At 65.5% G+C, this 13,455-nt stretch carries 15 protein-coding genes; 8 read left to right on the forward strand and 7 right to left on the reverse strand.

Annotated elements, in window-relative coordinates:
- Positions 1-61: 61 nt before the first annotated feature.
- Positions 62-724 carry a TetR/AcrR family transcriptional regulator gene (locus Q0627_RS20190; RefSeq protein WP_291014197.1) on the reverse strand — a complete coding sequence of 221 codons (663 nt, stop codon included), beginning with the start codon at positions 722-724 and terminating at the stop codon, positions 62-64.
- A gap of 91 nt (positions 725-815) precedes the next feature.
- On the opposite strand from Q0627_RS20190, the gene Q0627_RS20195 reads away from it, so the two are divergent.
- Positions 816-1,817 (forward strand): hypothetical protein, encoded by a 1,002-nt coding sequence (locus Q0627_RS20195; protein ID WP_298812267.1) that lies wholly within the window; start codon positions 816-818, stop codon positions 1,815-1,817.
- Between the two features lie 243 nt (positions 1,818-2,060).
- Here Q0627_RS20195 and Q0627_RS20200 read toward each other — a convergent pair whose 3' ends face one another.
- Together Q0627_RS20200 and Q0627_RS20205 are read right to left on the reverse strand one after the other, a co-directional pair.
- Entirely contained in the window at positions 2,061-3,059 is a 999-nt protein-coding gene (locus Q0627_RS20200) for a metallophosphoesterase (RefSeq protein WP_291014201.1), read from the reverse strand.
- A 59-nt stretch (positions 3,060-3,118) separates the two neighbouring features.
- Positions 3,119-5,602 carry a transglycosylase domain-containing protein gene (locus Q0627_RS20205; protein ID WP_291014203.1) on the reverse strand — a complete coding sequence of 828 codons (2,484 nt, stop codon included), beginning with the start codon at positions 5,600-5,602 and terminating at the stop codon, positions 3,119-3,121.
- Between the two features lie 295 nt (positions 5,603-5,897).
- On the opposite strand from Q0627_RS20205, the gene Q0627_RS20210 reads away from it, so the two are divergent.
- Entirely contained in the window at positions 5,898-6,200 is a 303-nt protein-coding gene (locus tag Q0627_RS20210; protein ID WP_291014205.1) for a WhiB family transcriptional regulator, read from the forward strand.
- An 82-nt stretch (positions 6,201-6,282) separates the two neighbouring features.
- Here the strand turns inward: Q0627_RS20210 and Q0627_RS20215 are convergent, their stop codons facing one another.
- Both Q0627_RS20215 and Q0627_RS20220 read right to left on the reverse strand, forming a co-directional pair.
- Positions 6,283-7,377 carry an ArsA family ATPase gene (locus tag Q0627_RS20215; RefSeq protein ID WP_291014208.1) on the reverse strand — a complete coding sequence of 365 codons (1,095 nt, stop codon included), beginning with the start codon at positions 7,375-7,377 and terminating at the stop codon, positions 6,283-6,285.
- Complete coding sequence (locus Q0627_RS20220; RefSeq protein ID WP_291014211.1) at positions 7,378-8,409, reverse strand: ArsA-related P-loop ATPase; 1,032 nt, start codon at positions 8,407-8,409, stop codon at positions 7,378-7,380.
- 44 nt (positions 8,410-8,453) lie between these two features.
- On the opposite strand from Q0627_RS20220, the gene Q0627_RS20225 reads away from it, so the two are divergent.
- The 5 genes from Q0627_RS20225 to Q0627_RS20245 all read left to right on the forward strand — a co-directional run bounded on the left by Q0627_RS20225 (position 8,454) and on the right by Q0627_RS20245 (position 11,174).
- Positions 8,454-8,618 (forward strand): DUF4177 domain-containing protein, encoded by a 165-nt coding sequence (locus Q0627_RS20225; RefSeq protein ID WP_291014213.1) that lies wholly within the window; start codon positions 8,454-8,456, stop codon positions 8,616-8,618.
- Between the two features lie 6 nt (positions 8,619-8,624).
- On the forward strand, positions 8,625-9,092 hold the full coding sequence (locus Q0627_RS20230) for a RidA family protein (RefSeq protein ID WP_291014216.1): 468 nt from the start codon (positions 8,625-8,627) through the stop codon (positions 9,090-9,092).
- 95 nt (positions 9,093-9,187) lie between these two features.
- Positions 9,188-9,970, forward strand: coding sequence for an SDR family NAD(P)-dependent oxidoreductase (locus tag Q0627_RS20235; RefSeq protein WP_291014219.1), 783 nt, complete (start codon positions 9,188-9,190; stop codon positions 9,968-9,970).
- A gap of 119 nt (positions 9,971-10,089) precedes the next feature.
- Entirely contained in the window at positions 10,090-10,350 is a 261-nt protein-coding gene (locus Q0627_RS20240) for a hypothetical protein (protein ID WP_291014222.1), read from the forward strand.
- 11 nt (positions 10,351-10,361) lie between these two features.
- Complete coding sequence (locus tag Q0627_RS20245; protein WP_291014223.1) at positions 10,362-11,174, forward strand: MBL fold metallo-hydrolase; 813 nt, start codon at positions 10,362-10,364, stop codon at positions 11,172-11,174.
- Between the two features lie 49 nt (positions 11,175-11,223).
- Here the strand turns inward: Q0627_RS20245 and Q0627_RS20250 are convergent, their stop codons facing one another.
- Positions 11,224-11,898: a Crp/Fnr family transcriptional regulator gene (locus tag Q0627_RS20250; protein ID WP_005185087.1), complete on the reverse strand. Its 675-nt coding sequence runs from the start codon at positions 11,896-11,898 to the stop codon at positions 11,224-11,226.
- A 198-nt stretch (positions 11,899-12,096) separates the two neighbouring features.
- Positions 12,097-12,375, reverse strand: coding sequence for a hypothetical protein (locus Q0627_RS20255; RefSeq protein WP_291014225.1), 279 nt, complete (start codon positions 12,373-12,375; stop codon positions 12,097-12,099).
- A gap of 306 nt (positions 12,376-12,681) precedes the next feature.
- On the opposite strand from Q0627_RS20255, the gene nth reads away from it, so the two are divergent.
- Entirely contained in the window at positions 12,682-13,383 is a 702-nt protein-coding gene (nth, locus tag Q0627_RS20260) for an endonuclease III (RefSeq protein WP_291014237.1), read from the forward strand.
- Positions 13,384-13,455: the final 72 nt, after the last annotated feature.

Consider the following 13,455-nt stretch of genomic DNA (forward strand, 5'->3'; position numbering starts at 1 on the left):
GATGATCGGGCCGGCCGTGCGGATCGATACCGGTGGTCGCCGGGCAGCCGGCTCCGCTGATCTACCGGTGATCGGAATCCGGTGCGACTCCCCAGACCGACGCCAGCCAGATCGCCGAGATCACGTCGGCGAGGCGTTGGTGGGGATCGCTTTCCCCGGGATCGTCGGGCCAGGTGCTGTTGACCAGCGACCACACCGTCATCCCGAACAGTGCTTCGACGAGAGCGGGCAGGTCGTCGGAAACGGGCCGGATGTGGCCGGCAGCGCGCAGGAGTTCCAGGACGCTACGGATCTGCTCGCGGTTCTGCTCCAGAAGTCCGTCCCACAACCGGGCCAGTTGTTCGTCGGACGATCGTGCTTCCAGGACAGCCGCGATCAACCGGTGGTGTCTGCTCCACACCTGCACCGCGCTGTCGGTGAGCCGCCGGGTCACCTCTGCCGGGGTGAGCTGCGGGTCCACCGCGGCGATCGGGAATCGCGCGGTCTTGAACTGTTTCCACACGTTGTCGACGGCGGCGGCGAGAACGGCGTACTTGGATTCGAAGTACACGTAGAAGGTCGGCCGGGTGATGCCCGCCTGTTTGGCTATCCGCATCACCGACACCTCGGCGATCGGATGGGTGTCGAGCAGTTCTACGAGGGCGTCGATGATGCGAGCGCGTTGCGCGTCCCCCTTGGTCGGGGTGCGACGTTCGCCGACGGCGCGGGCTGCGGGCTCACTCACGTGCGTCACGATACCGGCCCTCGGGTGATCTTGACAGGCCGTATCGTAAAAGCTGACACTGTGTAAAAGTATCGATCGGAAGGTACCGCACATGTCCTCATTCGACGTCGCAAACGCCGATATCATCGCCGACGTATCGCTCGTGGACGCGTCCACCCAAGACCACTCCACCGGCGACCCACAGTTTCCCGGCCTGCACAACGACCTGTCATTCCTGTGGGCCATGGTCGACACCGAAGACGGCAAACGCTACGAGATCGTCCGCAGCCTCTCGCAAAGCTGCGCCTACGACTTCACCGTCCACGAATGTCCCGCCGATATCTGGGAAAAGCCACGTGGCGTACGTATCCCCGGTGAAACCGACCTCTACTGGGGACCCGCCGTCTGGCTCGGCCGCGGCGAACGCCGCCGCATCATGCCCGCCAACCTCGACATGATGATCAAACACCCCATGAACATCACCCTGTCGCCGACCAAATACATCTGGCAGGAAGAGGACGTCGTCGACATCGAACTGACCCCGCTGACCGGAAACGTCACCCGTATCGACGTCCCCGGCGACCCCGATCCCGTCGGCTACACCAGCTCCGGCTGCTCCGTCGCCGGCACCGTCGACGGAAAGAAGATCACCGGCGGATACGGTGGTATAGATCGCATGTACTGCATCCCCGGTCTTAGCGCCCAACTGTCCAAAATCGCTTGGCTGGAACACTATTGGTTCGTGTGGGGCGCCATCCACGAAGACGGCACCTGGGAAACCGGCAACGCCATGCTCGGCGCCGGCGGGTACGCCACCGCGACCTGGCCTCGTCAAGGCTTCGACCCCATCATCGCCACCAACGCCGACGTCGAATCGAAAGTGGTGTGGGAAGACCGCGAGAACGGTGAATCACAGCCGGTCTCGGCGTCGCTGACTTTCGGTGGTCGCACCTTCGACTTCACCACCACTCACAACGCCGCCGCGCAGGCCGCGTCGCTGGGTATCAAGTGGGTCCATGGCCGCGTTCAGGAAAAGGGCGGACCGGTACCGGTGCGGACCTGGTCGACGATGGAGGTCATCGTCCGTGGAGCCGAAACCGCCACGCCGCGCTAGCTTCTTGCGTCCTTCTGGATCCCTGAGGAGTGGTGGGTTCGATGTGGTCACCACGTGTGGGCACGTCACCGGACCCTTCGAGACGCTCGCTCCTTCGTCGCATCGCCCTCAGGGATCAAGACGGTGGGCCGAACGGCTGGCGTTTCCTTCGTTGTCTCGCCCGCAGGGGTCAAGAAGGTGGGCTGGACGGCTGGCGTTTCCTTCGTTGTCTCGCCCTCAGGATCGAGACGGTGCGTTGGACGACTAGCGTTTGGCGGGCTCCTTGCCGACCGTCGCAGGCGGCAAGGAGTACGCTTCGTCGAAATCGGCGTCGCCGTGTGAGACCGGGGTCAGTGTCAACAAGCTTGCCTCCGGACGGCAACAGAACCGGGCCGGAGCATACGGCGACGTCCCGATTCCAGCACTCACATGCAACTTCATCGTCGAACCCCAATTCGACGGACCCTTCACGCGCGACCGATCGATATGGCAATTGGTGACCAGCGCACCGTAAAACGGCAAACACAACTGGCCGCCATGTGTATGTCCGGCCAGCACCAGGTCGTAGCCGTCGTCGGCGAAACTGTCCAGCACCCGCGGCTCCGGTGAATGCGTCAAACCCAAACGCAGATGCGCCAACGGATTCGGCCGACCCGCCACCGTCTCGTACCGGTCCCGCTCGATGTGCGGATCATCGACACCCGCCGCGGCGATCCGTACGCCGGCCACCTCAAGCTCACGGATCGTGTGCGTGGCGTCCAGCCAGCCACGTTCGACAAATGCGGCCCGCAGATCCTGCCACGGCAACGGATCGCCATGCGTGCGCTTGTGATTCTTCTTGAAATACTTGAACGGATTCTTCGGCTTCGGACCGAAATAATCGTTCGACCCGAACACGAACAACCCCGGACGCGACAACAAGCCGCCCAACGACTGCACCACGGCGGGAACCGCGGCCGGATGAGACAGGTTGTCGCCCGTATTCACCACCAGATCCGGTTCCAGAGCATCGAGCTCCGACAACCACGCCTGCTTCAGATGCTGGCGCGGCATCATGTGCAGATCACTGATATGCAGTACCCGCAGCGGCGTCGCACCCGGCTCCAGCACCGCCATTGTCGTGTGCCGCAGCGTGAACGCATTGCGCTCGATCACCGTCGAATAGAACAACCCGCCGGCCGCGAGACCCGCCAACCCGGCAACAGCACGCGCAGCAGCCTCACCGGAAACGGGCACCCGGAAGTTCGTGTCAAACGCAACCATCGTCACAGACTACCGGTATTTGGGGGCCCGCTCGCCTCGCTCGCGGATCGTGGTGTCATTCAGCCGCCGGGGAGTTCGATCTCTACCGGGCCTACGCCGGGGACGTTGACCGTGGTGGTGGTGCTGGTGGTGCCACGGTTGCGGCTCGTCCGCTGGCGGCCGTTGGACACCGAGATCGTGATCGTGCTGCCCGGCATCGCCGAACCCGACGGAACGGTGGTCACCACCGTGCCCTGTGGCCGGGAACTGTCGACCTCGACCTCGGCGACCTTGAAACCTGCCGACTGCAGCCGGGACTTGGCCGAACTCGCGGGCAACCCGGCAACCTGAGGCACCCGGCCCTTGTCGTTACCGGCCATGAACTGCGGATCCGGCGTGGCCAACCGGACCGGACCGAACTTGGTCGCGATCGGGCCCATCGCCCGGAACCAGGTGCGGGCCGGTTCCATGCCGCCATACAGGTCGCCGTCATAACACTGCCGCAGGGGGCTGGTGCAGATGCCCGACGGATTGGGACCGTCGTTGTACACGTACGCCGCGCCGGCGAGCTGATTGGTGAAACCGAGGAACGCCGACGATCGATGCGCCTCGGTGGTGCCCGTCTTACCGGACATCGGCAGTCCCCAGCCCTGGCTGTTCGCCGCTGCGGCCGCGGTGCCGCCGATGTGGTCCTGACCCATCACGAACGCCAGAGTGTTCGCGAGCCCCTCTTCGACGACCTGCTCGCACTTGGGCGGGGTGAACGGAACCGGAACCCGCGCCGGGTTGCCCTTGGCGTCGAGCATCGGGTTACCGTACTTGTCCCGCTTGATGCTGCTGATCGAGGCGATCGGATTGGGCGGGCACCACACGCCGCCAGAGGCGAGCGTCGCCGCCACATTCGACAACTCGAGCGTGTTGACCGCGGTCGGGCCGAGTGTGAACGAACCGAGGTTGCCGTCCTTGACGACCGCCGCGATCGACTTGTCGCCGATACCGGAAGTACCCGGACTGTTGTAGGACCGCAGCCCCAGCCGCACCGCCATATCGACTGTCGGCTTCACTCCAACCTGCTGCAACAGGTTCACGAACGCCGTGTTCGGGGACATGGCCAGTGCCTGCGAGATCGTCATCGTCGCCGGGTACGCGCCGTCGTTGCGGACGCAGTACATGCCGGCCGGGCACCCGTTGGCGCCGTCCGACGAACCCATGCCCTCGACCGCGATCGACCCCGGTACGGAGATCGCCGCACCCGCGCCCAGGCCCTTCTCCATGGCCGCGGCCACCGTGAAGATCTTGAAGATCGACCCGGCGCCGTCGCCGACCATCGAGAACGGCTGCGGCTGCACCGTGTGCTCGGCCTTGCTGTTGAGTCCGTAGAACCGGCTCGACGCCATCGCCAGCACATCGTGCGACTTCTTGCCCGGCCGGATCACGTTCATCACATCGGCGATCCCCTCGGCGCTCGGGCTGGCCTGGGATTGCGTCGCCGCGTTGGTGACCTGCTGAACCGACGGGTCGAGCGTCGTGCGGATCGTGTAACCACCCCGCAGTACCGTGTTGCGCGAGAGGCCGTTCTCCGCCAGGAACTGCAACGCGTAGTCGCAGAAGAAGCCGTCGTCGCCGGCCGAGATGCAGCCCTGCTGCGGAGTGCGGGGCCTACGCAGCACGCCCAGCGGCTCGGCCTGCGCCTTCTCGATATCGGCGCGCAGCTCCGGGAAGTTGGTGAGCATCGTGTCGAGCACGGTGTTGCGGCGCACCCGGGCGCCCTCGGGGTTGCGGTACGGGTTCAGCGCCTCACTGGACTGCACGGTACCCGCGAGCAGTGCCGACTCGGCCAGGGTCAAGTCCTTGGCCTTCTTGCCGAAGTAGGTCTGCGCGGCAGCCTCGATGCCGTAGGAGTTGTTGCCGAACGGCACCACGTTCAGGTAGCGGGTGACGATCTGCTTCTTGGCCTCCTGCTTGGCGGCGACGTCGCTCAGGCCCTTCTCCCGCTTGGCCTGATCGCGCAGCGTCTGCTCCATCGTCAGCGCCATCCGCACCTCGCGTAGCTTACGGGCGGGGGTGGTCTCCACCGCGGACTCGCGCTCGGCCTCGGTCCGGGCCAGCACCAGCAGCTGGTAGTTCTTGATGTACTGCTGGTCGAGCGTGGACGCGCCCTGCTGCACCTCACCCGACGACGAGTTCTTCAGCGCGGCTCGGAGCGTGCCCTTCCAGTCGACGCCGTCATGCTCGAGGAACCGGCGATCCTCGATGGAGATGATCGCGCGGATCATGTTGGGTGAGATGTCGTTGTAGCCGACCTGGGTGCGGTACTGGTCGTAGAGAATCGCGATCGGCTTGCCGTTGACGTCGGTCATCGTCGTGACCTCGGGCATCGCTCCGTCGACCAACTCCGAGGACACGTTCTCGACCGCCGACGCCGCCCGGTTGGACACGACTCCCAGCCCGCTGGCCGCGGGGTACAGCAGACCCGCGACGAGGACTCCGGCGAGGAGGCACGCCCAGGTCAGAGGCCAGAACTTCTTCATCAGCGACACGTCGACAGGATACGTGCCGATCATGTGAAGCTGCTAAACCACCACCCGCGTCCGGTGCCGCCGCAACCACCTGCCGCGGAGGCTTCCCGGGTGCCTGTCACCCGTTTGGACGGTGGTCCCATTTTTTGTCTCCTCAGGACTTGCGTACGCAAACGGGGAACCCTAGATTAAGGATCGAATGTGACTCAAGTAACATTCGATTTCCAGAGTGGCGTAGTCCTCGTTGTGAATGCGGCTCCGGTGGTGCTCACACACCCGGCAAGCAGGTCACACGTGAACCGCGCCGACGCTGAGACAGGGCGAAGGAAGGGGTCGGCGGATGGCAACAGCGGCGGTTTTCATGGGAGAAGATCGGCAATTGTGGGTTTCCCAGGCCAGATGTCGTGGCGGAGACCCCGACGAACTGTTTGTCCGCGGCGCAGCCCAGCGCAAGGCCGCCACCATCTGCCGGCACTGCCCCGTCCAACTCGAATGCGGAGCCGATGCCCTCGACAACCGCGTCGAATTCGGCGTCTGGGGCGGCATGACCGAACGTCAGCGTCGCGCGCTCCTGCGCCAGCACCCCGAAGTCAACTCCTGGGCCGAGTTCTTCGACGCCCAAAAACGCCGCCAGGCCGTATAGAAAGAACTGCGCCCGCTCGCGATCAGCGAGCGGGCGCCAATGATTCAGCGCGGATTCAGGATTTCAGCGCGGATTCAGGATTTCAGCCGCGGCTGACGATCTGTTCCGCCACCGCCTGAAGGGCGGCCTTGTCGGCCACCTCGAACGGCAGGGCGGGAACACCGACGATCGGGACCGCCGGATGGGACGCGGTGAACCGCTGCAACAGGTGCAGTTCGCGCTTGGCAGTCGCGGCGCGATCGGCGTGAATGTTGAGCACGCCCCGCGTCAGCTCGTCGGTCACCCGATCCAGAGCCACCTGCACCGATGAATCGGTGACCGACGTCAGATTCGGGTGCGTGCGGTTGAGGATCAACCCGGCCAGCGGCATCGACTCCTCCGACAACCGGTCCACGAAGAACGCGGCCTCGCGCAGGGCGTCGGCCTCGGCGGCGGCGACCACCACGAACCGGGTGCCGGGCCGCTTGAGCAGCTCATAGGTCTGCAGCGCCCGCTCCTGGAAACCGCCGAACATCGAATCGAGCGACTGTACGAACATCGCGACGTCGCGCAGCATCTCACCGCCGATAATCGTCGAGATGCCGCGCATCGCCATGCTCATCGCGCCCGTCACCATGCGGCCCACTCCGCGGCCACCGCCGACCAGCACCTTCATCAGGCGCCCCGACAGGAACGACCCCAGGCGTTTCGGTGCGTCTAGAAAATCGAGCGCATTCCGGGACGGGGGTGTGTCCACGACGATCAGATCCCAGCGATTCTCCGCGAGCAGCTTGCCCAGCTTCTCCATCGCCATGTACTCCTGCGTCCCCGAGAACGACGACGCCACCGTCTGATAGAAGGAATTCTCCAGAATCGCGGCGGCCCGATCGGGTGCCGAATGCTCGATCACCATGTCGTCGAACGTGCGGCGCATGTCGAGCATCATCGCGTCCAGCGAACCCGCACAGTCCAGATCCACCGGCTGCGGATCGTTGGTGAGCGCCGTGACCCCGAGCGACTGCGCGAGTCTGCGCGCCGGATCGATCGTGAGCACCGCGACCCGTCGACCCTGCTCGGCGGCATACACCGCCATCGCCGCGGCCGTCGTCGTCTTGCCGACACCACCGGCGCCACAGCAGAGGACCACCCGTGTATCCGGATCCTTGAGGATCGACGCCATCTTCAGATCGACAGCCATCTAAGCACCAGCCTTCCGCAGCACAGCCGCCAACTCATACACCGCACCCAGATCGATCCCGTCGCCGATCTCCGGAAGATCGAGCACCGGCAGGTCGACGTTGTCGAGCTGGCCCCGGGCGATCTGCTGCGCCTGATGCCGGCGCGCGTAATCGATGGTCTCCGTCAGGAGCCCCGCCACATCAGCATCCGACGCGTGGAACCCGGCCTCGGCCAGATGCTCCTTGATCCGGCCGGCGTCGATGCGGCCGTCGGCGATGTCATCGATCTCGGCCTCCGGAAGCAGCGGCGTGCGTACCCGGTTGACCAGCACGGTTCCGATCGTCAGGTCTTTGCCGTGCAACTCGTCGATCGCCTCGATCGTCTCCTGGACCGGCATCGCCTCCAGCAGCGACACCAGATGCACGACAGTCTGCTCCGAATGCAGGAGCCTTACCACGCCCTCGCTCTGATTGCGGATCGGCCCCGACTTGGCCAAGTCGGCCATCGCCTTGGTCACATCCAGGAAGCTGCCGATCCGGCCGGTGGGCGGTGAATCGACCACCACGGCGTCGTACACGTGTCTGCCCTGCGTGTCGACGGCGATGATGCGTTCCTTGATCTTGCCTGTGATGATCACATCACGCAGGCCGGGAGCCACCGTCGTTACGAAGTCGATGGCACCGATCCGCTTGATCGCCCGGCCCGCGAAACCCAGGTTGTAGAACATGTCCAGGTATTCCAGGAGCGCGTGCTCGATGTCGATGGCCAGCGCCGACACCTGCCCGCCGCCCTCGGCGGTGGCGATACGGGTGTCCGTCGGCGGTAGCGGCGGAATGTCGAAGAGCTGCGCGATGCCCTGGCGGCCCTCGACCTCCACCAGCAAGACCTTCTTGCCGTCGGCGGCGAGTGCCAGCGCCAGCGCGGCGGCGACCGTCGTCTTACCGGTTCCGCCCTTACCGGACACGAAATGAAGCCGTGCGCGCTCGGCTTTGGCGGGCCAGACGTCGGTCGGTGATGACGCGTCGGGCGTTAGGGGTACCTCATTGACCACACCGAACACCTTAATGGGAAGACCCCTCCGGTTAGGGTAGGTCCATGAGTGAACTCACTGTGTGGGAGTACGTGACCGTGCCGCTGCTGACCCACGCCACCAAGCAGATCCTCGATCAGTGGGGTGCCGACGGCTGGGAACTGGTCAGCGTGCTGCCCGGCCCGACCGGCGAACAGCACGTCGCCTACCTCAAGCGCCCGAAGAGCTGACCGCCTGTGAGCTGGACGCAGCGACTGGCCGAACTTGGCATCACACTGCCGCCCGTCGCCAAACCTGTCGCCGCCTACGTGCCCGCCGTCCGGACCGGGAGCCTCGTCTACACGTCGGGACAACTGCCGATCGTCGACGGCGCGCTGCCCGTCACCGGCAAGGTCGGTGAAACCGCCGAAGGGGTGGTCAGCCCGGACCAGGCGTACGCGGGCGCCCGACAGTGCGCGCTCAACGCGCTGGCCGCCGTCGACGCCCTCGTCGGCCTCGATGCGATCGTCCGGGTCGTCAAGGTGGTCGGTTTCGTGGCCTCAGCCCCCGGATTCACCGGGCAGCCGAAGGTCATCAACGGAGCATCGGAAGTGCTCGGTGAAATCTTCGGCGATGCCGGTGTGCACGCCCGATCGGCCGTCGGTGTCGCCGAACTGCCGCTGGGCGCGCCCGTCGAGGTGGAGCTGATCGTCGAGGTCGGCTGAACTTCCTGTCCTAAACCCCACCGCTCAGCCGAGGCATCACAATTATTGCGATGCCGAGGCTGAGCGGTGGGGTTTAGGACAACAGGAGGGTGAGCATGGGTCAATTCTCGGGGAAGACCGCGGTGGTGACGGGTGCCGCATCGGGAATCGGCTTGGCTGTGTCCCGCAAGCTGATCGACGCCGGCGCCAACGTGCTGGGCATCGATATCTCCGCCGACAACCTGACGAAAACCGCTGCGGAACTGGGGGATCGGTTCAAACCGGCGACGGTCGACGTGCGCGACGGTGCTCAGATCGAGGCGGCGGTCGCCGGCGCGGTCACGCGATTCGGCTCGCTGAACTACGGATTCAACGTTGCCGGCACCACCATGGTCGGTGCGATCGTCGACATCTCCGAACAGGACTGGTCGTTCACGCTCGACGTCGTACTCAAGGGAACGTTCCTGACGACCAAGCACATTGCGCGGCAGCTGATCGCCGGTGGCAACGGCGGTGCGATCGTCAACGTCTCCTCCCTCAACGCGCACGTGCCGATGGACCTCGGCAGCGGCTACACCACCGCCAAGGCTGCGGTCGAGATGTTCAGCAAGAACTCCGCACTCGAGCTGGCCAAGCACGGAATCCGCGTCAACGCAGTGCTTCCCGGGCTCATCGACACACCGTTGACAGCCCCGATCCTCGGTATCGAACCCGTCCGGCAGGACTTTCTCGACCGCATCCCCGCCGGCCGGCCCGGAACAGCCGACGAGGTCGCCGACGTCTGCCTGTTCCTCGCGAGCGACGCGGCGTCGTACGTGAACGGGACCAGCCTCGTGGTCGACGGTGGTTGGGAGATCACCAACTATCCCTCGCTCAGCAAGCATTTCGGCGCGATGTGAGCGATCGGAGACGGACCCGGCTAGCGGGTGGCCGGCTTGAAGTTCTCGCGATAGGTATTGGGAGACAGCGACATTCGGCTCCGGGATTGGGCGCGTAGCGCGGTGGGATGGTGGGTGCGATGTCGCTGACTCCGGTGCATCTGGCGCACGGCGGCGCGAGCCTGAACATCATCGGCGTGCCCGACGACGCGCGGCTGGGTGCGCAGGGCCTGGCCGACTCGTCGATGGGGCTGGCCGCTGCCGGTGCGGGAGCGCTCGCCGGCGTGGTGGTAGGCGTGTCCGGGTACGGCGTGCTGATGGTCGTCGTCGGGGCCGGGGTATTGACGACCGCCGGCTATCTGCTGCTGGACCGGACGGGGAGACGGGCGGTCACGGCGTAGTGTTTGCGGACATGACCGAAGACGCTCTCGTCCACCCCGCGTACGGCGTGCTGCGGCCGGTGACACCGTTCGCGTCGGTACTGCTGTGCCACAACCCGGGGATGATGGAACTCGACGGCACCAACACCTATGTGCTGCGCGCACCCGGACACCCCGAATGCGTGATCGTCGACCCGGGGCCGCCCGGGCACGGCAAGCACGTCAAACGGATCGCGCGGCAGCCCGGTATCGTGCTGACGCTGATCACGCACCGGCACTTCGATCACGTCGGTGCGATCCCGAAGCTGTACAAGCGCACCAAAGTGCCCACCCGGGCCAGGCTCGACGAACACTGCCGCGACGCGCCGCCGCTACGGGACCGGGAGGTCATCGAGGCGGCCGGGCTCAAGATCACCGTGCTGTTCACGCCGGGCCACTCCGGCGACTCGGTGAGCTTCCTCGTCGAACACGGCGACGACAGGGCGATGCTCACCGGAGACACCATCCTCGGCAGCGGTACCACCGTCCTAGACCCCAGCGACGGTGGTCTGCGTGACTATTTGAACTCACTCAACCGGCTCATCGTCGAAGGGGAGCAGTGTCATCTGCTGCCCGCGCACGGGCCCGACCATCCGGCGCTCATCCCCGTCGCGCGGTACTACAAGGCTCATCGGGAGGAGCGGATCGACCAGATCGTCGCCGCGCTCGATGCGATGGGGAAGTCGCCGCGCAAGGCGAAGCCGATGAAGGTGGTCAAGCGCGTGTACGCGGACGTCGACAAGAAGCTGTGGCCGGCGGCGAAGATGTCGGTCAAGGCGCAGCTGGAGTACCTGCGGGAGGAGTGAGGATGCCCGCCACCGTGAGGTGACGGGCATCATCGCGTGACGCCGGGAGTCAGCGGGCGCGGCGGGCCAGGCGCTCGGAATCGGCGATCAGTACGCTCTTGCCTTCCAGTCGCAGCCAGCCGCGCTGGGCGAAGTCGGCCAGGGCCTTGTTGACGGTTTCGCGGGAGGCGCCGACCAGCTGGGCGATCTCCTCCTGCGTGAGGTCGTGTGTGACGCGTAGCGCGCCCGCCTCCTGGGTGCCGAACCGCTGTGCGAGCTGCAGGAGTTGCTTGGCGACGCGACCGGGGACGTCGGTGAAGATGAGGTCGGCCAGATTGTTGTTGGTGCGGCGCAGACGTCGGGCCAGCACGCGCAGCAGCTGCTCGGCGATCTCCGGACGATCCTGGATCCACTTGCGCAGGGCGTCGCGGTCCATCGACACCGCGCGCACCTCGGTGACGGTCGTCGCCGACGACGTACGCGGGCCCGGGTCGAAGATCGACAGCTCACCGAACATGTCCGACGGACCCATGATGGTCAGCAGGTTCTCTCGACCATCGGCCGAACGGCGGCCGACCTTGACCTTCCCCGAGAGGATGATGTAGAGGCGGTCACCCGGCTCACCCTCGTGGAAGATCACATGTCCACGCGGAAAATCGACCGGTTGAAGCTCTTTGGTGAGCGCTGCGACGGCGGAGGGCTCGACCCCCTGAAATATGCCCGCCCGCGCCAGTACTTCCTCCACTAGGAACCTTTCTCGTTCGATCACCCAACTCAGGGTGACAGGCTACTCCGGCCCCAAGCATAAGTGTTGAATGGGTCACTTGTGCGTCAATGTGGTGTTCGGGTCTCGATCGCCGGTGTTGGGCAATAGCCGTAACAACGTGGGGCAACAATTCGGCCCACCCCGATCGTGATCGGAGTGGGCCGGAAATCAGGAAAATCAGCTGGCTCGGAAAGCCCGAGTGATGGTCAGGTCGGTTTCGCTTGATTCGGTCAGGTGATCGTCACGCCCGGCGCGGCGGTCGCGGAGTTCATCGAGTGCGGCCGGGAAGCCGGCTTTTGCGAGATTGTTGACGTCCTCCTCGTCGGCATCCGCCAGGAATTCATCGACGTGCGCCGGAGACACCGACAGTTTGTCGAGGCGGCACTGCACCCTGTCCATCGCTACGGCGAACAGCATGAGTACGGCGGGGACGAGCAACGCGGCGAGCCCTTGCATACGGACAGTAAACACAATCGTCCCCACGAGGGCGAAACCCAGAGCCGTGCTGTCACCGACTTGTTATCAACCGACCGGACGACATGCGGTGACCCAGCACGCACCGACCTCGAAGTATGGTGCGCGCCATTATTGTGCAGGTCGCAGGCGGCGCCGACGGTGAAAGGCGCCACGGTACTCGGTGACGGCAAGCCGGCACGGGACACTAGTCTGAACACGGTGAGCCCTCGAACGACGACACCGGTGCGGTCGGCGGCCCGCCGCCGCGACGAGACTCGGCTGGGTCTGGTGCGTCGTGCGCGGCGGATGAACCGCACGTTGCAGATCGCGTTCCCCCACGTCTACTGCGAGCTCGACTTCACCACCCCGCTCGAACTGTCGGTGGCCACCATTCTGTCGGCGCAATGCACCGACGTGCGCGTCAACCAGGTCACGCCTGCACTGTTCGCCGCCTATCCCGACGCCCGCGCCTACGCAGAGGCCGACCGTACCGAACTCGAGGAGATGATCCGGTCCACCGGCTTCTACCGGAACAAGGCCAACTCGATCATCGGCCTCGGTCAGGCGCTCGTCGGCCGGTTCGGCGGCGAGGTGCCCGACAACCTCGCCGATCTGGTTACCTTGCCCGGGTTCGGCCGCAAGACCGCCAACGTCGTCCTCGGCAACGCCTTCGGCGTCCCCGGCATCACCGTCGACACCCATTTCGGACGGCTAGTGCGGCGCTGGCAGTGGACAGCGGAGACCGACCCAGTCAAGGTCGAACGGGTCGTCGGCGAGCTCATCGAACGCAAGGAATGGACCGACCTGTCCCATCGGGTGATCTTCCACGGCCGGCGCGTCTGTCACGCCCGCAAACCCGCGTGTGGGGTGTGCATTCTGGCCAAGGACTGCCCGTCGTACGGCGAAGGGCCCGTCGACAAACTCGCGGCCGCCGCGCTGGTGAAGGGGCCCGAAACCCCGCACCTGCTCGCGCTGGCCGGGATCGGTGACGCGGTTACCGAACCATGACAGAAGACTCAGGCACTCCGTCACCCGCCGCGCCGTCGCACGTCCCACCCGCCGCGCCGTCGCACGTCCCAC

This window comes from uncultured Gordonia sp. (assembly GCF_937858515.1).
Lineage (GTDB): Bacteria > Actinomycetota > Actinomycetes > Mycobacteriales > Mycobacteriaceae > Gordonia.

What these genes read in the sequence shown, in the direction of transcription:
- Q0627_RS20195 (WP_298812267.1), top strand. Translation starts at nt 816, where the DNA reads ATGTCCTCATTCGACGTCGCAAACGCCGATATCATCGCCGACGTATCG.
- Q0627_RS20200 (WP_291014201.1), bottom strand. Translation starts at nt 3,059, where the DNA reads ATGGTTGCGTTTGACACGAACTTCCGGGTGCCCGTTTCCGGTGAGGCT.
- Q0627_RS20205 (WP_291014203.1), bottom strand. Translation starts at nt 5,602, where the DNA reads ATGATCGGCACGTATCCTGTCGACGTGTCGCTGATGAAGAAGTTCTGG.
- Q0627_RS20210 (WP_291014205.1), top strand. Translation starts at nt 5,898, where the DNA reads ATGGCAACAGCGGCGGTTTTCATGGGAGAAGATCGGCAATTGTGGGTT.
- Q0627_RS20215 (WP_291014208.1), bottom strand. Translation starts at nt 7,377, where the DNA reads ATGGCTGTCGATCTGAAGATGGCGTCGATCCTCAAGGATCCGGATACA.
- Q0627_RS20225 (WP_291014213.1), top strand. Translation starts at nt 8,454, where the DNA reads ATGAGTGAACTCACTGTGTGGGAGTACGTGACCGTGCCGCTGCTGACC.
- Q0627_RS20235 (WP_291014219.1), top strand. Translation starts at nt 9,188, where the DNA reads ATGGGTCAATTCTCGGGGAAGACCGCGGTGGTGACGGGTGCCGCATCG.
- Q0627_RS20240 (WP_291014222.1), top strand. Translation starts at nt 10,090, where the DNA reads ATGTCGCTGACTCCGGTGCATCTGGCGCACGGCGGCGCGAGCCTGAAC.
- Q0627_RS20245 (WP_291014223.1), top strand. Translation starts at nt 10,362, where the DNA reads ATGACCGAAGACGCTCTCGTCCACCCCGCGTACGGCGTGCTGCGGCCG.
- Q0627_RS20255 (WP_291014225.1), bottom strand. Translation starts at nt 12,375, where the DNA reads ATGCAAGGGCTCGCCGCGTTGCTCGTCCCCGCCGTACTCATGCTGTTC.
- nth (WP_291014237.1), top strand. Translation starts at nt 12,682, where the DNA reads ATGAACCGCACGTTGCAGATCGCGTTCCCCCACGTCTACTGCGAGCTC.